This is a genomic window from Streptomyces sp. NPDC002520, assembly GCF_053595235.1.
The window spans coordinates 53,116-73,063 of record NZ_JBSFXG010000033.1 but is presented as its reverse complement, the minus strand read 5'-3'; the positions used below and the strand labels follow the sequence as shown (position 1 = coordinate 73,063).

At 68.9% G+C, this 19,948-nt stretch carries 17 protein-coding genes; 8 read left to right on the top strand and 9 right to left on the bottom strand.

Annotation, left to right across the window (positions count from 1 at the left end; translation table 11 throughout):
• Window positions 1-43 precede the first annotated feature (43 nt).
• The 3 genes from ACWD5D_RS33940 to ACWD5D_RS33930 form a co-directional block, all read right to left on the bottom strand.
• Window positions 44-469, bottom strand: a complete 426-nt coding sequence (locus ACWD5D_RS33940; protein ID WP_451376639.1) for a hypothetical protein — start codon at window positions 467-469, stop codon at window positions 44-46.
• Between the two features lie 323 nt (window positions 470-792).
• The gene (locus tag ACWD5D_RS33935) at window positions 793-1,902 is read right to left on the bottom strand and encodes an alkene reductase (protein WP_451376638.1); all 1,110 of its coding nucleotides are present in this window, start codon (window positions 1,900-1,902) and stop codon (window positions 793-795) included.
• A gap of 196 nt (window positions 1,903-2,098) precedes the next feature.
• Entirely contained in the window at window positions 2,099-2,635 is a 537-nt protein-coding gene (locus ACWD5D_RS33930) for a TetR/AcrR family transcriptional regulator (protein WP_451376637.1), read from the bottom strand.
• A gap of 138 nt (window positions 2,636-2,773) precedes the next feature.
• Between ACWD5D_RS33930 and ACWD5D_RS33925 the strand changes: the two genes are divergently transcribed.
• From ACWD5D_RS33925 to ACWD5D_RS33915, 3 genes are all read left to right on the top strand, one after another.
• A complete protein-coding gene (locus ACWD5D_RS33925) occupies window positions 2,774-3,982 on the top strand; it encodes an MFS transporter (RefSeq protein ID WP_451376636.1) in 1,209 nt (402 codons plus the stop codon).
• A 453-nt stretch (window positions 3,983-4,435) separates the two neighbouring features.
• A complete protein-coding gene (locus ACWD5D_RS33920; RefSeq protein ID WP_451376635.1) occupies window positions 4,436-5,215 on the top strand; it encodes an alpha/beta hydrolase in 780 nt (259 codons plus the stop codon).
• 170 nt (window positions 5,216-5,385) lie between these two features.
• Complete coding sequence (locus tag ACWD5D_RS33915) at window positions 5,386-6,255, top strand: MBL fold metallo-hydrolase (protein ID WP_451376634.1); 870 nt, start codon at window positions 5,386-5,388, stop codon at window positions 6,253-6,255.
• A gap of 281 nt (window positions 6,256-6,536) precedes the next feature.
• On the opposite strand, the gene ACWD5D_RS33910 is transcribed toward ACWD5D_RS33915, so the two are convergent.
• Together ACWD5D_RS33910 and ACWD5D_RS33905 are read right to left on the bottom strand one after the other, a co-directional pair.
• Window positions 6,537-7,826, bottom strand: a complete 1,290-nt coding sequence (locus ACWD5D_RS33910) for a permease (RefSeq protein ID WP_451376633.1) — start codon at window positions 7,824-7,826, stop codon at window positions 6,537-6,539.
• A 202-nt stretch (window positions 7,827-8,028) separates the two neighbouring features.
• Window positions 8,029-8,727 carry an aldo/keto reductase gene (locus tag ACWD5D_RS33905; protein ID WP_451376660.1) on the bottom strand — a complete coding sequence of 233 codons (699 nt, stop codon included), beginning with the start codon at window positions 8,725-8,727 and terminating at the stop codon, window positions 8,029-8,031.
• A gap of 191 nt (window positions 8,728-8,918) precedes the next feature.
• Here ACWD5D_RS33905 and ACWD5D_RS33900 point away from each other — a divergent pair, with 191 nt between their 5' ends.
• The 5 genes from ACWD5D_RS33900 (at window position 8,919) to ACWD5D_RS33880 (ending at window position 15,035) form a co-directional block, all read left to right on the top strand.
• Window positions 8,919-9,545 carry an IS607 family transposase gene (locus ACWD5D_RS33900; protein ID WP_451376632.1) on the top strand — a complete coding sequence of 209 codons (627 nt, stop codon included), beginning with the start codon at window positions 8,919-8,921 and terminating at the stop codon, window positions 9,543-9,545.
• On the top strand, window positions 9,542-11,503 hold the full coding sequence (locus ACWD5D_RS33895) for a zinc ribbon domain-containing protein (RefSeq protein WP_451376631.1): 1,962 nt from the start codon (window positions 9,542-9,544) through the stop codon (window positions 11,501-11,503). The genes ACWD5D_RS33900 and ACWD5D_RS33895 overlap by 4 nt, the downstream gene beginning before the upstream one ends.
• Window positions 11,504-11,733: 230 nt before the next feature.
• Window positions 11,734-11,967, top strand: a complete 234-nt coding sequence (locus ACWD5D_RS33890) for a hypothetical protein (protein ID WP_451376630.1) — start codon at window positions 11,734-11,736, stop codon at window positions 11,965-11,967.
• A gap of 136 nt (window positions 11,968-12,103) precedes the next feature.
• Window positions 12,104-12,544: a tautomerase family protein gene (locus ACWD5D_RS33885; RefSeq protein WP_451376629.1), complete on the top strand. Its 441-nt coding sequence runs from the start codon at window positions 12,104-12,106 to the stop codon at window positions 12,542-12,544.
• Window positions 12,545-12,740: 196 nt separating this feature from the next.
• Window positions 12,741-15,035 (top strand): FUSC family protein, encoded by a 2,295-nt coding sequence (locus ACWD5D_RS33880; RefSeq protein ID WP_451376628.1) that lies wholly within the window; start codon window positions 12,741-12,743, stop codon window positions 15,033-15,035.
• 220 nt (window positions 15,036-15,255) lie between these two features.
• Here the strand turns inward: ACWD5D_RS33880 and ACWD5D_RS33875 are convergent, their stop codons facing one another.
• The 4 genes from ACWD5D_RS33875 to ACWD5D_RS33860 all read right to left on the bottom strand — a co-directional run bounded on the left by ACWD5D_RS33875 (window position 15,256) and on the right by ACWD5D_RS33860 (window position 19,945).
• Window positions 15,256-16,719, bottom strand: a complete 1,464-nt coding sequence (locus tag ACWD5D_RS33875; protein WP_451376627.1) for a benzaldehyde dehydrogenase — start codon at window positions 16,717-16,719, stop codon at window positions 15,256-15,258.
• A 47-nt stretch (window positions 16,720-16,766) separates the two neighbouring features.
• A complete protein-coding gene (locus ACWD5D_RS33870) occupies window positions 16,767-17,891 on the bottom strand; it encodes an NAD(P)-dependent alcohol dehydrogenase (protein WP_451376626.1) in 1,125 nt (374 codons plus the stop codon).
• Window positions 17,892-18,020: 129 nt separating this feature from the next.
• Window positions 18,021-19,082: a branched-chain amino acid ABC transporter permease gene (locus ACWD5D_RS33865; RefSeq protein WP_451376625.1), complete on the bottom strand. Its 1,062-nt coding sequence runs from the start codon at window positions 19,080-19,082 to the stop codon at window positions 18,021-18,023.
• Window positions 19,079-19,945: a branched-chain amino acid ABC transporter permease gene (locus tag ACWD5D_RS33860; protein WP_451376624.1), complete on the bottom strand. Its 867-nt coding sequence runs from the start codon at window positions 19,943-19,945 to the stop codon at window positions 19,079-19,081. The genes ACWD5D_RS33865 and ACWD5D_RS33860 overlap by 4 nt, the downstream gene beginning before the upstream one ends.
• Window positions 19,946-19,948: the final 3 nt, after the last annotated feature.

Below are 19,948 nucleotides of genomic sequence, written 5' to 3'. Positions count from 1 at the left end.
GACCGGAACCCCGACCCCTCACTGCTTGCCGTGCACGAGCTCGTCAGAGCCATCCGCCGGCGATGAACTGGACCGGGTCTTCCGCGGGGTTCTCGCGGATGCCGTACACGGCCCTGGCCGTCGCCCACAGGACCGTGCGTCCCAGCCGGTCGGGGTAGCGTTCGACCATCGCGTCGAAGTAGTCGACGGCGGTCTTCTGGGTGCCGAACAGCTCTTCGGCGACGTCGAGGTACTCGCGCGTCTCGGCGATGGTGCGTGCGGCGTCGTCGTCGAGGCCGGAGTCCTGGTGGCCGGCCACGATGGAGCGGGCGCCCAGCGACGCGACCCGGTCGATCGCCTGCCGCCAGGCGTCGAGGCCCGCGAGCGAGGTCTCGCTGAGGTAGAGGTGGGCGCCGTTGTAGATGACGTCGCCGGCGACGACCAGTGCGAGGTCGGGGACGTACAGGACGCTGGAGGCCTCGGTGTTCACGCTGTCCTCCATTGCCGGTCCGATCTGTGCGATGAGTGGCAGGGCGGAACGCGGCGGTGGCAGGCCTTCGGGCTACGCACGCTGCCCGTTGCGGCGCAGGTATCTTGCTTCAGCCACCCGAAACGCGCCGAGGGGCACGCCTCGTTCGCTCCTGAAGCAGCATGGGTCAGCGACGGAGTGCTCGTCCCTCACCTGTATGAGTGAGGGAGGACAGCCGGCGGACAGATCCGGGGCGGCGCTGTTCACGACCCGCGCGCAGAGGATCGTCCGGTGTCGAACGTCCGGTGTCGAACTCGGAACCGCGGGGCAGGCCTCCGGCACGTTCACCCTTCAAGTTGCGGGTAGTCGGTGTAGCCGGCGGCGTCCGGGCCGTAGAAGAGTTCCGGCTTCGGTTCGTTGAGGGGTGCGTGGGCGGCGAACCGGGCGGGCAGGTCCGGGTTGGCGATGAACGCCTGTCCGTAGGCGACCAGGTCCGCCAGGCCGTCGGCCAGAATCGTGTTTCCCCGGTGCTGGTCGAATCCGACGTTCGCGATGACGGTGCCCTGGTAGACCTTGCGGAAGTGCCGGAACATCTCGTCGTCGGCCAGGTCCTCCAGCGGTCCCCTTACGGGGTCGGCCATCATCCCCATGAGCAGCAGATGTGACAGGTCGAAGTCGTTGAGCCGGCCGAGAACGTACTCGCTGTCGGCCAGGGCCTCGCTTCCGGAGACGAATGCCCCCGCCTCCGCCCAGGACGGTCCGGCCTTCACACCGACACGGCGCAGGTCGATGTGCTCACCGATGGCCTCGATGACGTCGAAGAGGAATCGGGCGCGGTTCTGGATCGAGCCGCCGTAGCGGTCCGTGCGCACATTGGTGCGGGGGTTCAGGAACTGGCTGATCAGGTAGTTGAAGCCTGCCTGGAGCTGCACCCCGTCGAATCCGGCACGCGTGGCGTTGCGAGCGGCCGTCGCGAAGTCGGCGACCGTCTGCCGGATGTCGTGCTCCGACATCGCCAAGGGCTCGACGGTGGGCTTGCGGCCCGTCGCCGTCGGGGCCAGTAGCCCCGGGTTGACGGCCGAGGGGGCGAGAGGCGGCTGGCCGTCGAAGAAGTCGGGGTGCGAGGCCGACCCGGTGTGCCAGAGCTGGGCGAAGATGACGCCGCCCTCGCGATGGACCGCGTCCGTCACCTGCCTCCAGTGGGCGACCTGCTCGTCGGTGAACAGGCCCGGAACGTCGTGCCAGCCGATCGCGTCACGGCTGATCCACACGCCCTCGGAGATGATCAGGCCGGCCGAAGCGCGCTGAGCGTAGTACCGGGCGTGCAGGTCGCCGGGCAGCAGGTCGCGGTTTCGTGCGCGGGAGCGTGTCAGCGGCGCCATGACCATGCGGTTCGCCAGCGGGAGATCCCGCATCCGGTACGGCTGGAGCAGGGGCTGCGTCGAACTCGTCATCTGAGTCTCCTCATGGAGGGTGAAGCCCGGCAGCCCCCGGGAAGGGTGCCGGGTCACGGTCCGGGCGGCACCCGCCGCCCGAACACGCAGATTTACTAATGCACAAATCTGCGCTTTATGACGAGCCTAGCAGCCATCCCCCTTAACGCAAACTTCTGCGCTTCAAGCGCACGCAGTGGACGAGAGAGGGTCGACCTCAGAGGCGGTCGACGTAGGCGCGCGCGTCGGCCTCGGACAGGGTCCAGGGCAGGAAGATGACGCGGTAGATGATCGGGGCCACCACCCGGTCGATGACGTCGTCACCACTGAACGCGCCGCCGGACCGGGCGGCGAAGGCAGCCGCCTCCGCCCGCCGGTCCCGCAGGCAGTCCGACTCGCTCCCGCCGGCCGCGGCGGCACCACCCCGAAGGATGGCGGCGTTAACCGGGACGCTGTAGTGGCTGATCAGCTCGCGCGCCCAGACAGTCAGGTCGGCCCGCACGTCCCCGGTGTCGGCAAGGCCGCGCTCAGGGTCCAGTCGGTAGGTCGCCAAGTCGTTGATCATGGTCCTGGCGTCGCCCCACCGCCGATAGATGCTGGAGTGATTCACCCCGGCACGCTCCGCGACCATCGGGACGGTGATGGCGTCACTGCCCCGTTCGGCGATCAGCTCCTCGACAGCCGTCCTGATGGACGCCAGCACGGTGGCGCTGCGGCCGCCGGTGCGGCGGCGCGGGGTCGATTCTGCAGTCATGTACCCCACAGTAACGCACAGGGCTTTGCAATTACCCTCCTCCTGGTCTAGGTTGCTTGTAACGCACAGATCCTGGCCTTAGGGGGCTTCGAGGTGTTCCGCGTCATCGATTCAACGCTCGACCGCAGCACGGTCCCGGTGCCCACCGAGCCTGCCCCGGCCCGGAGGAGGCTCCTCGCTCCTTCCGCCGCGTTCGCCGGATCGGGTGCCGTCTTCGCGGCGCTCTATGTGGCCGCGGGCGCGCCCACGCCGCTGCTGGTCGTCTTCCAGCAGCAGTGGCGCTTCCCGGCCTGGGTGCTGACAGTCGCCTTCGCCTCCTACGCGCTGGGCCTGCTGGTGGCTCTCCTGGTCGCCGGTTCCCTGTCCGACCACGTCGGCCGCCGGCCCGTCCTGATCGGATCCCTCGCGCTGGAACTCGGGGCGATGCTCATGTTCGTCTTCGCCCCCGACATCGGCTGGGTGATCGCGGCCCGCATCATCCAGGGCATCGCCACCGGCGCGGCCACCAGCGCCTTCTCGGCCTCAGTCGTGGAACACGCCCCGGAGCACTACAAGAGACTGGGGACGATCATCACCAGCATCGCTCCGGCCGGCGGCCTGGGCCTGGGCGCCCTGCTGACCGGCACAGCGGTCCAGTTCAGCACCGACGCGAGCGCCCTCGTGTTCACGGCCCTGGCGGTGATCATGGCCGTCGGTACGGGTGTCGTCGCGTTCTCGGCCGAGACGGTCTCCGCCCGCCCGGGAGCGGGGCGCTCCCTGATACCCCGCGTCTCCGTCCCCAGGGCGGCGCGCCGTGAGTTCGTGGCGAGCATTCCCGTTCACATGGCGGCGTGGATGCTGGCCGGGCTGTTCATGGGGCTCGTGCCCACCATCATCCGCGACCTGCTGGGACTGCACAGCGGCCTTCTGACCGGCGCCACGGCCTTCGTCCAGCCCGCGGCCGCCGCCGTGGCCGGTCTTGCCCTCGGCCACCTCGCACCCCGCCGCACCATCGCCGTCGGCGGTACGGGTGTACTGCTGGGCACCGCGGTCAACATGGCCGGTGTCGCCACCGCGACACTCCCGCTGCTGTGGTTGGGAGGCCTCATCGGTGGTGTGGGCGTCGGCGCCTCCTTCTCCGGAGCCCTGCGCACCATCACCCCCCTCGCACAGCCTCACCAGAGGGCCGGGCTCTTCGCGGCCGTCTACCTGGTCGCCTACCTCAGCTTCGGAGTTCCGGCGATCATCGCGGGCCTCCTGATCTCCCCGCTCGGCCTGCGCGACACCGTCCTCGGCTACGGCATCGCCGTCATCGCCGCCGCCACCCTCGGACTGCTCACGCAGTACCGCATTCACAAGCGCCGCTGACCGCCGGCGCGCGTACTGGTGACGTCCTATGAGCACCAACGACTGTCCGCCCCTTGTCTCTCGGCGGACGGCATCCGGCAAGCCGCGGAAGGAAGTTGCCGCGGTCGCCGCTTTCACGTCGACCCTGTGGGCAGGCGGGGCGGGCCAACCCGAGCGGCGACGATCCGTCCGGCCTGACGGTTCTGCCGGCGGCTGACCGGACGAGACGCGCCGGGCCGGCCCTCTGGCCGTGAGTCGGGGGCAGGATCGCGTTCCGACAGTGGCAGGAGCAAGCGGGGCTCGGCCATGCAGGTGACCTGGGTCCTCGTCGGTGAAGGCGGTCGCGGAGTGCGCCCGCTGCCGGCCTCACCTGTTCGCGTGATGGCGAGGACCTCGGTGAGGTGATGGCCTGGGTGCAGCCTCGCGGATGAAGGCCGGGTGCGGCGTCCGCGAGTGGATGCCGGAGGTTTGGCCGTGAGTGATCGTCGCGCAGCAGCACAGTCGGCTCGTGGGGACGCGGGACGGGTCCGGTCCGCGACGCCACACCTGATCGTGCTGCCCGGCGGGGGCTACGCGATGCACGCCGCACACGAGGCGGAGCCGATCGCCGCCTGGCTCTCCGGGCTGGGGCTGTCGGCGAGCGTCTTCCGGTATCCCCTGAACGTGCGACATCCCGAGCCCCTCCTGGCGTTGCGTGCCGAGATCCGGCGCCGACGCGAGCAGGGTGCCGACCGTATCGGACTGATCGGCTTCTCGACCGGCGGGCATCTTGCCGGGCTGGCCGCTCTCTCGCCGAGCGGCGACCCGTACGAGTCGGTCCAGTTCGCCGTTCTCGGCTACGCGATCACGTCGATGGAGACGGAGACGTACCGGCCTTCACGCATGATCCTGCTCGGCGAGGACGCTCCGCCCGACCTGCGCCGCTCGACATCGCTCGACGCGCTGGTGACCGCGGCGTCGCCCCCCTTCTTTCTCTGGCACACCGCCGAGGACATCTACGTCCCACCGGAGCACACCTACCGTCTCGCCACGGCCCTGGCCGCGCACGGCGTCCCGCACACGGTGCACGTCTTCGCCCACGGGCCGCACAGCCTCGGTCTCGCCGACGGTGCCGGCGACGCTGCCACCTGGACGACGTTCGCGGCGTCCTGGATCTCCGAGCAGATCAGCCGGCCGGCCGTCAGAAACCCGTCCTGCCCGAGGCTCCTCACACATTCAGGGGAGGGAACGGCAACAGCGGACGACGGAGCATGAGATCCGCCCATCCGGCGATCCCCGCTTCCCGGACGCCTTTATCCCCGCCTGAATCCCCGCCTGAATCCGTCAGCGCCGCGCGTCGCCCGTGGTCCTGCCTCCGAACTCCCCGCGGCCGCCCCGGTGCGCGGTGCCGGCGGACTGGGTGTTCCGCACACGAAGGAGAGATCATGTCCGAGTTCCCCACGTTCCCGTCGACCACGGGCGGCGAGTTCGTCGTCCCTTCCAAGGACGTCGTTCTGCCGGTGGGTGCCCATGTCGACCAGCTCTTCCGCCGCACCATGACCGAGCCCTTCGTCCTGCAGAGACTGTCGGAGCGCTCGTACTGGGTCGAGGTCGGGGTCTTCGCCACCCTCTTCCACGTGGGCGAGGAGTCCGTCCTCCTCATGGACCTCATCGAGCACTGCTACGACGGCGTCATGGCGGCGATCGGGACGGTGACCGACAAACCCGTCTCAACCATCGTCTACACGCACTTCCACGCCGATCACGTCGGAGACGCTCCCCGCTACGTGGAGCGAGCACGTCAGGACGGCCGTGAACTGCGCATCGTGGCCAGCGAGATGACGGCCAGGAAACTCGATGCCGTCGACAGCGTGCTGCCCCGCCCCACCGAGACCGTCCCCTGGCCGAAGGGGAGCTTCACCTTCGAGGACCTCGGTGTCCAGATGCACGGCTTCGAATGGGCCGCGCACACCGACGACCACTCGGCATGGCAGCTCTCCACCGAGAAGATCGTCCACTGTCCCGATCTGATGGGGCCGGACCAGCCGCCGTTCTGGCGCTTCACCGCGAACGAGCGGTTCCTGTTCGCGGAGCGCAATCTGTACGAAGTCCAGGAGATGGAGTGGGACTTCCTCTCGGCCGGCCACGGAAACATCGGCTCCCGCGCCGATGTCCGGTTCGAGCTCGGCTATTACCAGAACATCCGGGACGCGGTGACACAGGCCTTCACGGCCCACCCGATCACCGACTTCATCGACCCTTCGCAGGGAGCCCACTCCCGGGGCAGTTGGCTGCCGTGGCCAAGGACGCCGTAGACCTGATGCGGTCGAAGTACGGCCGGTACTACGGCTTCGAGGCGAGCGCGCCGTCCAACGCGGAACTCGCGGCGTTCACCGTATTCGCCTTTCGGTGACGGTGCGGGCCGCCGGACGCACCGCCCTCCCCAGGACCGGGGACCGGCGTGCCCGCACCTCGCCGAACAGCCCCGACCGGCCGCACTCGCCCGGCCTGCCGGCGCCAGAGTGGCGATGCGCTGCTGGACGCGGTCGACGACGCTTGCCGGGCAAGTACGGCAGAACCAGCTGCTCCACAGGCGTCATCGGTGATCGTGCCCCGCGGATGGTCCGTGGTCGGCGTCGCCGGCCGAGTGACGGCCGGATCCACCGTGGTTGTGGTCGCCGGGGTCAGCAGTCGAGGGGCTTGCCGCCTGGACGCCGTGTTCTGCGTGGGCCGAGTGGTCCATGGCGTCGGGCGAACCGCCCATCATGGCGAGCATCTGCCGTCCGCCGGTGCGGAAGAAGCGGATCAGCAGGGCGGCGGCCAGCAGCAGGAAGGCGATGTTGAGGAAGGTGGTGTAGTTCCAGCTCACGCCTTCCATGGGGATCTTCGCGTCGTCCTGGTCGGGCACCAGGCCCAGCCCGCCGAAGGCGAGCTCGACCACGTAGCCGGCCACGACCATGACCAGGTAGAAGGTCCCGGCGAGGTACAGCGCCATCCGAGTGCCGTAGTACTTCCGGTAGATGTTCAGGATCGGCAGGATCAGCAGGTCCGCGAAGATGAAGGCGATCACGCCGCCGTAGCTGATGCCGCCCTTCCACAGGACCACCGCCAACGGCACGTTGCCGATGGAGCAGACGAAGGAGACGAGGGCCACGATCGGTCCGACGACCGGACCCCAGAGCTTGGCGGCGAACGGGTGGCCCTCGAAGAAGAAGTTCTGCCAGAAGGAGTCGGGTACCCAGGCGGCGATCGCTCCGGCGATCAGCAGGCCCAGCACCAGGTCGCGCAGGATGGCCGCCCACTCCATCACGAAGACGTGCGCGATCGAGGTGTAGCCCTCGCGCGAGAACAGCCGCTGCCGGAAGGTTCCCTGCTTCTGCACGGACATGTCCATCGCGGCGTGACCCTCCATGGAGCCGGCCAGGCCGCGGTCGGCCTGCCGACGGGCCGCGTCGAGCAGCCTGCCGCGCAGGGTGAGCCGGAACAGCACGGCCAGCAGCACGATCATGATCGGCCCACCGGCGAACTCGGCCAGGGTGAACTGCCACCCCATCAACAGGGCCAGGATCACACCGAGTTCGACGACCAGGTTCGTCGAGGCGATCTCGAAGGCCATCGCGGAGGTGAAGTTCGCACCCTTGCGGAACAGCGACCGCGCCAGGGCCACAGCGGCGTAGGAACAGGAACTGGACGCCGCGCCGAGCAGGGAGGAGACGGCGAGCGTGCGCGGCCGGTCGTCACCCATCAACCGGACGATCGTGGACTTGCGCACCACGGCCTGGACCATGGCCGAGAGCAGGAAGCCGAGGATCAGCGCCCAGGTGATCTCCCAGGTCATCGATCCCGTGATGGACAACGCGTGCAGTACGGCGTGAACGGCGGACATGAAGAGCACTCCCAGACAGTCAGGGCCGGCGACGCCGCGGCGCACACGGCCGGTTGGAGAGGCGCCGACCCTCGGGCGAACCGGGGTCGGCGCCGGACGACCGAAGGCCGAGGCGCTGAGGGGAAGCTACTCGTTGTGAGGATCTTCGGCTGCGGAGCACGGGCTGGAACCGGTCTCGGTACGCCAGATGGACCCGCCTGCCTCAGACCGCCGCCGCCAAAGTCTCGAACTCCTCGTCCGAAAGCCGCACAGCGGCTGCTGTGACGTTCTCCTCGAGATGAGCAACCGACGACGTCCCCGGGATGGGCAGGATCACCGGGGATCGACGAAGCAGCCAGGCGAGTGCGAGTTGGGACGGCGTCGCGCCGTGGCTCCTGCTGATGCCGGCCAGCAGGCCCGTGGGATCGGCGAGCCCGCCGGTCGCGATGGGGTACCAGGGGATGAAGGCGAGGTTCTCGGCCTCGCAGTAGTCGAGGACGTCTTCAGAGGTGTGGTCCCCGAGGTTGTCGATGCGCTCGACGCCGAGATTCCGCAGGCTGAGCTCGGTCTGCCGCCTCAGGTGCTCCGGGCGGCCGTCCGGGTGCCACATGTTCGGACCGGGCCGGGTGAAACCGCCCTTGGTGGCGATGACCAGATGCGCCGGGTACGGGTGCAGGGCTTGCTTGATCAGCCGCTCGCTGACGTACGGGCCGTACGAGTCCGCTGTGTCGATGAACGTCACCCCGAGTTCGACCAGCCGGCGCAGCACCCTCACCGCTTCGTCCGGGTCCGCTGGTTCGCCCCAGACGCCGGGCCCGGTGATACGCATCGTGCCGAATCCGAGGCGGTGCACCGGCAGGTCACCGCCGAGCCGGAAGGTGCCTGAGGCCGCTGCGGGGGAAGGACTGGATGTCACTGCGATTCCTTCTTTCCACGTTGCCCAAATCCCGGGTCGGCGACGGCCGGAGCCGAGCCGGTGTGCGCTCAACGTCTCACTTCACAGCCTTCCGGGCCCTCACTCGTTCATACGATCCTCCTTATCCGGCTGCGACGCGGGACAGGCTCATCAACTTCATTAGTAATCCCTAGTGTTGCGTATGTATAGTTGCGTGCATGGAGTTGCTGCGCGTGTCCAAGGCTGCGAAGCGTCTCGGGATACACCCGATGACGCTTCGTCAGTGGGCGTTGGACGGCAAGATCCCGTTTACGTGGGTCGGTCGTGAGCGCCGGTTCTCCTCGGTGGATGTGGAGAACATGAAGCGCGGCGGCGAGTCCTCAACTGCCCGTTCACGGCTGGAGTTGCTGTATGTGCGCGTGTCCGGCTCGTCCGGGCAGGAGTCCTCGCTGGAGGCCCAGGAGGCCGAACTGCGGGCCACCTCCACGGGCGAGATCGTCAAGGTCGTCAAGGATCGCGGCTCGGGTCTGAAGGAGAACCGGCCCGGACTCAACCGTGTACTGGCGATGGTGTCGGACGGCTCTGTGACCGTTGTTCGTGTCACGCATGAGGACCGGCTGGCCCGGTTCGGTGTCGGCTGGCTCAAGCGGCTGTTCGCCGTGTACGGCGTCACCGTGGAGGTACTGCACCCGAAGAAGCTCGGCGGTCGGGATGAACTGCTGGAGGACTTCGTCTCCCTGGTGACCACGTTCGCCGGGCGGCTGTACGGGATGCGCAGTGCGGAGAACCGCCGCCGTCTGCTGGCCGAGTCCGGCCAGTGCAGCGACAAGGGGCAGGTGGCGTGAGCCGAAAGCTGCCCCTCGCCGACGGCGAGACTGCCCGTACCGCCTGCGCCCGCGTCCTCATTCGTACGGGCGTGGACGAGGAGACCGGCGAAGTCCTCACCAGTGCTGGCTTGGTCGAGCGGGTCGGCTGGTGCGTCGACCTGGTGGCCGGCATGACGAGGGCGCTGCTGGCCGGGCACTGGAACACCGCCGACGTGAACGCTTTGGCCTCGGGGGAGGATGCCGGGGGCCGCAAGCTGCCGTCGAACGCGTGGATGGCACTGCGCCGCCTCGGCTGGACCATCGCCCCCGAAGGAGTGAAGGTGAACGACCGGATCGTGCGCATAGCCCAGGAGAGCGCCGGGCGTGCGCTGCGATCGGCGAAGTGGCGTGCTGACCTGGCCGCCGGAGTTCTGGCCGCCTGGCCTGCCGATCCCGCCAAGCGCACTCCCAAAGAGTGGGATCAGGTACGCGGGGTGGTCCCCGGCGGGGAGTACCTGCCGTCCAGCGTCATTCGCTCCCGGACCCGCCAGGCTGTCTCCTTCCAGCGCAAGCACGGGCGTCTGCCGGCCGACGTGTTCGAACTGGAGGACGCGCCGCGTGTGGCCCGCATGCTGCTGCTCGCCGCGTGCGACGCGCAACAGGCCACCATCAAGCGCTCCGATGACGGGCAGCGGGCCCTGCTGCGGCTCCAGCTCCCGACCCGCCCCGACCCGCACAAGTACGCCGACTGGACGTGGGTGGCCTGCCCGATCGCCCTGCCACCGACCGTTCCGGTGAACGCGGTGATCCACCTGCCGACTCTGTGCATCACGGGTGGCAAGGTGCGGGCCGACCTCGCCTACACCCACTGCGTACCCAAGACGAGGCGGGCGGGCCATACGGTCGCCTTGGGCGTGGACTGGGGCCTGGGCACGCTCCTGTCCGCCGGCGCTGCCCGCCTCCACGACGACTACCGCATCACCACACTCGCGCACGGTGCCCAGTTCCGGGCCGCAGGTGTGCAGGCCAAGCAGTACCGGCTCCGCCGTATCTCCGAACGCCTGCACGCCAAGACCGACCACTACGTCCGGCTCGCCGATCCCGCCATGGAGGGCAAGGCCGGAGTGCTTGCCGAGGAGATCCGGCGCGTGTCCGAGCGCCGCTCGAACCTCAACGACGCCCTGGCATGGTCGGCCGCCCGCTGGGCTGTGGATCAGGCCATCGCGGCCGGGGCCACGGTCATCTACCTGGAAGACCTGCGGTCGATGGAAGCAGGCGGCATGGGCCGCACCCACAACACGCGCATGTCGCAGACCGTGCGCGGCCAGATCGCCGACCGCATGCGGCACCTCGCCGCCGAAGTCGGCATCGCCGTGGTCACCGTGCCGCCGCGCAACACCTCCAAGCACTGCCCGCATTGCCTCACACCGCTGCGGCACCGCAAGGCACCCGACCGGCCTGCCGTGTCCGGCTGGAAATGGGCCATCTGTCCCAACCCGGAGTGCGGATGGCAGGGCGACCGTGACCAGGGCGCGTGGCAGCGGATCGCTGCACGGGGCCTGGCCCACCAGACCAAGACCATCGTGGACCGTTCCACCGGGCAGATGGTGATCCGTGCCGTGGTGGACACGATGGAGGACAAGGCCGTCATCACGGCCACGGAGAAGACCCCTCAGTCGGACCGGTCGAAGACCGGCCCGACCCGGCCACGAACCAACCGCCTCACGCCCAGGCGACGTGAGGTTCCCTCCCCAGCCAGGCCCACCGGCCCGGCCGGCCAGCGTCCGGAGGGACACGCACCACAGGGCCGGACCCGGCTGCCCCGCGCAGCCCACCGGCACCAGGGCGTGACCACGATCAGCACACCCACCACCCGCCGACACCGGCCACGCGGAGCAGCACTGGGCGCGGGATTCCACCTCCACGCTCACGCCTCCCCGCCCAAGTGGGCAGAACCCGCGTCAGACCTTACGGTTCGCATGGGATCGCTTAGCTGATCAGAGACGCTGTCCGCGGAGGCCTGCGGTAAACCCAGACCACCTGAGACCGCACAACTGGTCAAACCGCGGGCACGCAAGGGCAACAGACACGAGTGCCGGCGTCCGCAGACTCCATCCCTGGCGGACCCTCACCTCTTGGGTGAGGGACAGGTCGGCGGGCGCGTCGGAGCATGGGTCACTCCAAGAACGGACCCGTGCTTGCCCGCCGGGACGAAGGAAGGCATCACATGGACGACGTCGAACGGCGCGGGAATGCGGCTTGGGCCGCGATCGCGCCGCTCTCCGGCGATCAGCTCGCACGGTTGAGGGCCGTGGGGTCGGAGCATCCAGCCGCCTCCGGCGACATCCACTTCTCGGCCGGCGATGCCTCCTACGACTTCGCTACAGCAGTTGGTGAGGGCTCCGCAGCGGTTCGGCTCGTCTTTGAACGACGGCGAACCGACGGGCTGGAAATACCGTGATCCCCGACTCCTCGTGACCGGCGATGGAGCAGGGTCGGTCACTTGTCCGCACGAAACACGGGCCCGGGTCCTTGGAGGCGCAATACCCGCAGTGGGTTCCCGCCGGGTCCACTCACCTGGCCAAGGAGACAGAAAAATGCCGATGATCGACGTTTATGCCGCAGCCGGCACCTTCAGGGAGACGAAACGGCTCGCCCGGGATCTGGCAGCGACGCTGATGGACATCGAGCAGGTACCGGACATCCCGATGTTCCGCAAGAACACCGCCGCCTTCATCCACGAGATGCCGGTGGACCAGCTGTCGAACGTCGACGGCGACGCGACGTACATCCGTGTCCAGGTGCTGACCAACGTCGGCGCTCTGGACCGCGCCAAGCAGCTGGCGGTGGTCCGCCGACTGACCGATCTCGTCGCTGACGCAGCAGGTGACCCGTCGGCGGCAGAGCGGACGTGGGTCCTTCTCACGGAGGCATGCGAGGGAGGCTGGGGGCTGGCCGGGCACGCGAACACGAACGCCGAGCTGGTGGCGGCCGCCCGCGCTCAGCTTGCCGAGATCGCCGCGGCGAAGACGGATTAGCGGCTCCATCGGAATGTTTCCCGCTTACCACCGTGGCCGCTGGACGTGGTGGCGCGCGTCGTGGGCGTCGCAGTGGCCCAGGCCGCGCCCAACGCCAGGTCGTCGACCCTTCCCTTCGCCGGGACGGCAACCTGAGAATGCCTCCTGAACAGCCCTACCTGGTCACCGTGCCACCAACCGTCCGAGGCGGATTGCGATGAATCAGATGCGTCGGCTCACCGCGTGGTTGCGCCGCCGGGATCCCGGCTTGGCCGCCACGCGGCGGGCGGCCAGGACCGCTGTGGTGATGCCCTTCCTCTTCGCGTTGTGTGCCCAGGTCTTCCATGCGCCGGTCGCGGGTACCTTTGCCGCGTTCGGCGCGTTCGCCATGCTTCTGCTCGTCGAGTTCACCGGTCCCATGGCCCAGCGGCTGCGGGCCCATGCGGCTCTCGCCGTTGCGTGGCTGGTGCTGGTCTCGCTGGGCACCCTCGCGACGCGGTCGATCTGGACCGCGATGGTGGCCACGGTCCTGGTGGGCTTCACCGTGCTCTTCTCGGGCGTGGTCAGCTCGGTCCTGGCCGGCGCCACGACACCGCTGTTGCTTGCGTTCATCCTGCCGGTGTCGGCGCCCGCGCCGCTGTCGCAACTGCCCGAGCGCCTGCTCGGTGTGGTGCTGGCGGCCGGGGCGTCCATGCTCGCGGTCTGGTTGTTGTGGCCGAGACCGCAGGGCGATCCGCTCAGTGCGCCGGCGGCGCGGGTCTGCCGCGCGGCGGCGGCTCAGTTGCGTGCCGACGCGGACTATTTCGCGGGGCGATCCGCCGCCCCCACGTTCTGGGAGTGCCGTAGCTGTGCGGAGGAGACCGAGTCGAGTACGCAGAAGCTGCGGCTTGCCTTCACCTCCACCCCCTACCGGCCCACGGGCCTGTCGACCGAGTCCCGGGCTCTGGTCCGCCTGGTCGATGAGCTGACCTGGCTGACCGCGATCCTGGCGGAGGCCGCTCCCACGGTGGAGGACGGCCCGTTGGGCACCGTGGAGTCGTCGCAGGTGCGCAGGGCCGCTGCGACGGTGCTGGATCTGTCGGCCGAGTTGCTCGATGATCTGGGCGGCCCGTCGGACCGGCTGCTGGCCGGGGCGGCGGAGCTTCGGAAGGCTTTGACCGTGCTGGAGGACGGAGCGGTCGGCCGCCTGCCGTCGCCGTCGGCCGGCGAAGGCGACGGGCTTGACCACGACACCTTCGTCGACAGTCTGGACGTGTCCTTCCGGGCCCAGGAGGTGGCCTTCGTCGTCCTGCAGATCGCCCAGAACGTCGACACCGCGCGGGCCGCCCACCAGCGCAGCTGGCCGGACCGCCTGCTCGGCCGCGTGCCTGGGGCGCCGATCGGCCCGCTGACCAGCGCCACGGAGCGCGCGGTGGCGCATATGGAACCGCACTCGGTCTGGCTGCACAACAGCATCCGCGGCGCTGTCGGCCTGGGCATCGCGGTCGTGCTGGCCGACGTGACCGGCGTCCAGCACGCCTTCTGGGTCATCCTCGGCACCCTGTCGGTGCTGCGCTCCAACGCACTCAACACGGGGCAGAACGCCTTCCGGGCCCTCGGCGGCACCCTGGTCGGCTCGGTCCTGGGCGCCGGTGTCCTCCAGTTCATCGGGCATGAGACGACCCTGTTGTGGATCCTGCTGCCGATCGCCGTGATGATCTCAGGTGTCGTCCCGGCCGCGATCTCGTTCGCTGCCGGGCAGGCGGCCTTCACGCTCACGCTGGTGATCTTGTTCAACATCGCCCAGCCTGCCGGCTTGTCGGTCATCCTGTTCCGCATCGAGGACATCGCGCTCGGCTGTGCCGTGAGCCTGGTCGTCGGCCTCTTCTTCTGGCCACGCGGCGCCTCCGCCGCGTTCAGCAAGGCGCTGGCGGAGGCGTACACCGACAGTGCGCGTTATCTGCTCGCTGCGGTGGACTACGCGGTGTCCTGCTCCGTTCTCGGGCCCGCGGCCATCCAGGTTCCGCAGGAACGCCGCCAGGCGGCGGCCGCGGCACGGCGGCTGGACGACGCCTTCCGGACGTACTTGGCCGAGCGTGGGCCCAAGGCTGTTCCTCTGGACGAGATGACGACCCTGGCCACTGGTGTGGTCGGGCTTCGCCTTGCCGCCGACGCGGTCCTGGAGCTGTGGCGACGCTCCCCGGACAGGGTGCTGCTCGAAGAGCGCGCCGCCGCGCAGAAGGAACTGATCACCATGGCGGAACGGATCCTGCGGTGGTACCGGAGTCTGGCCGACGCACTGGAGAGCAGCAGGCCGGTGCCCCAACCGCTGGAGTCCGACCCGGAGAACACCTCCCGGCTGGTCGAGGCAGTCCGCCGTGACCTGCACAATGCGGACGGTCTGGCGACGGCGACCGGCGTCCGCATCGTCTGGACCGGTGACCACCTGGAAATGGCCCGCCGGCTTCAGGTGCCCATCGCGGCGGCGGCCAGTGACGCCGATGCGCGGACTGCCGTTCTCGGCTCGGCTTGAAATGGGCTCCGCCAGGTGGGACAGGCCGAGCTTGCCGGCGGTGGTGCGGATGCGGTTGCGCAGCCCCGCCCGGCACACCGGTTCGACACGCTCGTCCTCGGAAGGAAGCAATCCTCAGGATTTCTGGCGCATCACTCTGGCGGCGTCCGCCGGAGCCGACGGCACTCGGTCCGGCCGGGGCCCCCGGACGAGGCGCCCTTGCCGGACCAAGGCATGTCGATCAGAAGGGGTGGCGCGCGGCGGTACCACGCATGGTGATCCAGCGGGTCTCGGTGAAGGCCTCGATGTTCGCGGCGGCCCCGCCGAAGCGGGACCCCGTGCCCGATGCCTTCACCCCTCCGAACGGTGCCACCGCTTCGTCGTTCACCGTCTGGTCGTTGATGTGCACGATCCCGGTGGGGATCTTCTCGGCCACGGCCAGGCCGTGCATGACATCCTTGGTCACGATGCCGAGCGAGAGCCCGTACTCGCTGTCCGCGGCAATCCGGACCGCGTCCTCCACGGACTCGACGCGGGTGACCGGTGCCACCGGGCCGAAGACCTCTTCGGCGAAAGCCGGTGCCGTGAGTGACATGTCCGCCAGGACCGTCGGACGGTAGAAGAGCTCCTCGTAGGTGCCTCCCGCCGCGACCTTTGCCCCCTGGGAGGCGCTCTCGGTGACCAGGTGGTGGATCTTGTCACGCTGCTTTGCGTCGATGATCGGTCCGAGAGCGACGTCGCCACCGGCCGGGTTCCCGACCGACAGGCTCTGCGCTTTCGCAGCGAACGCGGCGACGAAGTCGTCGTAGACCGCACTCGACACGAGGTGCCTTCCGGTGGTCATGCAGATCTGACCCTGGTTGAAGAAGGAGCCCCACGCGGCCAGGTTGACCGCGTCTTCCACGTCGGCGTCATCGAGGACGAGCAGTGCGGAGTTGCCGCCGAGCTCGAGGTGAGCGCGCTTCAGGTGCCGGCCGGCGAGCTCGCCGATGCGTCGGCCGACGCCCGTGGAGCCGGTGAACGAGATCACACGGACATGCGGGTCGACGACCAACGCCTCGCCGACGTCCGGACCGCCCGGAAGCATCTGCAGCACTCCGGCCGGCAGACCTGCCTCCTCGAAGATACGAGCCATCAGCGTGCCACCGGTGACCGCGGTGCGGGGGTCCGGCTTGAGCAGGACCGAGTTGCCGAGAGCCAGGGCAGGAGCGACGGAGCGGATCGCCAGGATGATCGGCACGTTGAATGGCGCGATCACCGTCACGACGCCGGCGGGGACGCGGCGTGCCATGGACAGGCGCGGCTCCTCACTCGGCAGCAGCTCGCCCAGCGGGCGGCCGGGGAGCGAGGCGGCTTCGTAGCACTCCTCGGCAGCGGTGTGGAGTGCGAACCGGGCCATGCCCGGGACGGCGCCGACCTCACGGATGTTCCACTCGGCGACTTCCTCCGCGTGCTGCTTCCACAGATCACCGGCCCTGCGGAGCACTGCCGCGCGTTCGGTGTACGGAAGGGCTGCCCAGGCCTGCTGCGCCGAGTCCGCCGAGGCGGCCGCCTCGGCCACATCCTCCGGGCTGGCCGCTCCCATGCGAGCCAGCTCCTTGCCGGTTGCCGGTTCGACGACGGGGTAGTCGCCACCGCGGCCTGTCACCCAGACGCCGTTCTTGAAGATCTTGCCCTGCCAGTCGACAGAGTCCAGGAGTGTCATGACGATTCCTTTGGTAGGTGGCTCGAGTTCGATGCGGCGCGGGTCGGTCAGAGGTGCGACGGCATGCGCAGGACCGGCTTCAGCACGCGGCCGGCGAGGGCGTCGTTCATACCTCGTTCGATGTCGGCGAGGTCGTAGAACTCCACCAGTTCATCGAATGGGAATCGGCCTTGGGCGTTCAGCTCGACCAGCGTGCCGATGAGCTCCTCGCTACGACCTCCGCCGCCCAGCACGCCCACGATCCGCTTGCCCCAGAGCGTGGTGAGATGGTCGAGGCTCAGCTCGGCACCGGCGGGTGCACCGCCGATGAGCACACAGGTCCCGAGCATCCCGACGCTGTCGGCGGCCTGACGGACGACCGAGATGACACCCGTGCACTCGATCGAGTAGTCGGCCGGCCCGCCGCAGATGGTGTGCACGGCCTTGACCGGATCGGTGTGCGTCGCGTCGATGACGTCGGTAGCGCCGAAGCGGCGTGCGAGCTCGAGTCGGTTGGCATGCCGATCGACCGCGATGATGCGGGTCGCCGGACTCAAGCGTGCCGCCATCACGGCGGCGAGTCCGACCGCTCCCACGCCGTACACGACGAGCGAACTCCCGGGACGAGGCTGCAGTGTGTTGAAGACGGCTCCCGCGCCGGTCGCGATGCCGCAGGCCAAGGGACCAAGCGCCTCCAGCGGAGCCGTGTCGGGAACCACCACCAGTGCCTCGGCCCAGGTGAGTGCGTGCGTGGCGAACGACGACTGGCCGAAGAAGTGGCTGTGCACCACCCCGTCTCCGTTCGCGCGACGCAGGGCGCTCTGGCCCGCACGGGGTCCGAGCAGTCGGCCTCCACCGCAGAGCGCCTCACCGAGACGCGCGCAGTAACGGGGCTGCCCACTCCGGCAGTTGGTGCACGTACCGCAGGACGGCCAGCCGATGACGACGTGATCGCCGACGGCCACGTGAGTGACGTCCGGTCCGACGGCCTCGACGACGCCGGCGCCCTCGTGGCCCAGGACGCCGGGGAAGGGCATCGGCAGGTCGCCGTGTCTGGTGATCTCGTCGGTGTGGCATATGCCGGTCGCAACGATCCGGACCAGCGCTTCGCCCGGCCCGGGTTCGTCCAGCTCGAGCTCGGCGAGAGTGAATGGGGCGTCGAGTTCCTCGACGACGGCGGCGGTCACCTTCATGTCAAGAGGTCCTTCTCGATGTCTCGTTGTGGATGATCGCGGCGACGGCTGCGACGGTGTGTTCGGGCCGGGGAGATCTCACGCTCTTGGACAGCCACCGCCGCTGCGACGAGACCGAGCCGCTCCAGCTCAGTCACGACGGCCGCCGACGTTCTGAGGTGCACCGGCGCCGGGGCGGCGGTCGAGGTGGTATCCCAGCGGGAAGAAGCTGATCCGCGCCCGCTGCGTGATCAGGCCCCACAGACCACGTGGTGCCCAGATGGCCACGAGCGTGCCGCACGCGCCGAGGATGATGAGGTACCAGCTTCCGTAGCCCGACAGGAACTGCTGGAGTGCGAAGAAGATGATCGCCCCGATGATCGGGCCCTCGATGTAGCCGATGCCGCCGATGACGACGATGAAGATCATGTAGGCGGACCACTGCACGTTGTAGACGGCATCGGGGTTCACGCTGAGCGATGCCACGAGCAGGACGCCGCCCGCGGCACCACAACCGGCGGCCGAGATCAGATAGACCCAGCGCTTGGCCCGCGGGACGTTGATGCCGACGGCGTTGGCGGCGGTCTCCTCGTCGCGCACGGCCATGAGCGAGAGCCCGAGGCGGCTCCGAAGGAGGAGATAGCAGGTGACGGTGGCCACCACCGCCAAACCGAGAGCCACCCAGTAGGTGATGGCCCCACGTACGACCGGGTCGATGTCGGACAGAGTGGAGAGCGACTTGCCGCTCGCCCCGCCGAGCGCACCGATCCGCGTCGTCACCAGCCTGAACACCTCGGCGATCACCCAGGTGCCGATCGCGAAGTAGTCGCCACGAAGCCGGAACGCCAGCCAGGAGGTCGGGATCGCGAAGAGCGCCGCGACCAGCGCCGCCAACAAAATGGCGAGGTAGGCCTGGACTCCGTGCTCGGCGAACATCAGAACGGCGTACGCGCCGAGGCCGAAGTAGGCCTGTTGACCGACCGAGACCAGCCCGGCGAAGCCGGCGAGAAGGTTCCACATGCTCGCGAGCGCGATGAGGATGAACAGGTTGACGAGGGAGTCGGTGACGCTGCCCATCACCGCGAACGGCAGGACGGCGAGCACAAGCACCGCTACGCCCATCAGACCGGAACCGAACCGGGCGGAGCGGCTGGACCGGCGTACGGATGCGCGTGGGGTGGCATGCGTGAGGAAGGCGTCGGTGATGCTCATGCGGTCCGTCCCGGAAGAAGGCCCTGCGGGCGGAGGGCCAGCACCGCGAGGAAGATGATGTGTCCGCTGAGGATGGTGAGCGCGGGGTCGATCTGTGCGCCCAGCGACTGGGTCAGGCCCAGCACCATGCCGCCGAGCAACGTGCCCCACAGGGAGCCGAGGCCGCCGATCACCACCGCCTCGAAGGCGAACAACAGTCGCGAAGGTCCTGTGGAGGGGTCGAAGGACGAGCGCATCGCCATCATCACACCGGCGAGCGCAACCGTCCCGAACGCGATGGCGGTCGCGATGCCGTACACATGGCGGCTGTCGGCGCCGACGAGAGTTGCCGTGTCGGGATCGTCCGAGCTCGCACGGAGCATGCGCCCGAGACCGGTCCGGGACAGGAACAGCTGGATCGCGATGATCACGATCATCGCCAGCACGAAGGTGACGAGGGAGAGGTACGGGATCGAGACGTCTCGTGTGATGCGGAACGATCCCGTGGCGAAGGCGCCACCGCCGAGCGTGCGGGTGTCGGCCGAGAAGATCTCGAGGAGAACGTTCTGCAGAATGATCGACAACCCGAACGTGACCACCAGTGTCGACAGCGGCCCGGCCCGAAGACTGCGTCGCAGCAGCACACGCTGCGTCATATAGCCGAGCACAGCGAACAGCGGCGCCGTCACGACGATGGCGACCCACAGCGGAAGGCCGGTGCCGTTGACCATGGCGAGCGCCATGAACGAGGCGACGACAGCGAGGTCCCCGTGTGCGAGGTTGACGACCCGCATCACCCCGAACATCACGGACAGGCCGGTCGCGAACAGTGCGTAGAGGCCGCCGAGCAGCACACCTTGAACGACTGCGTTGAACCAGTCCACTTC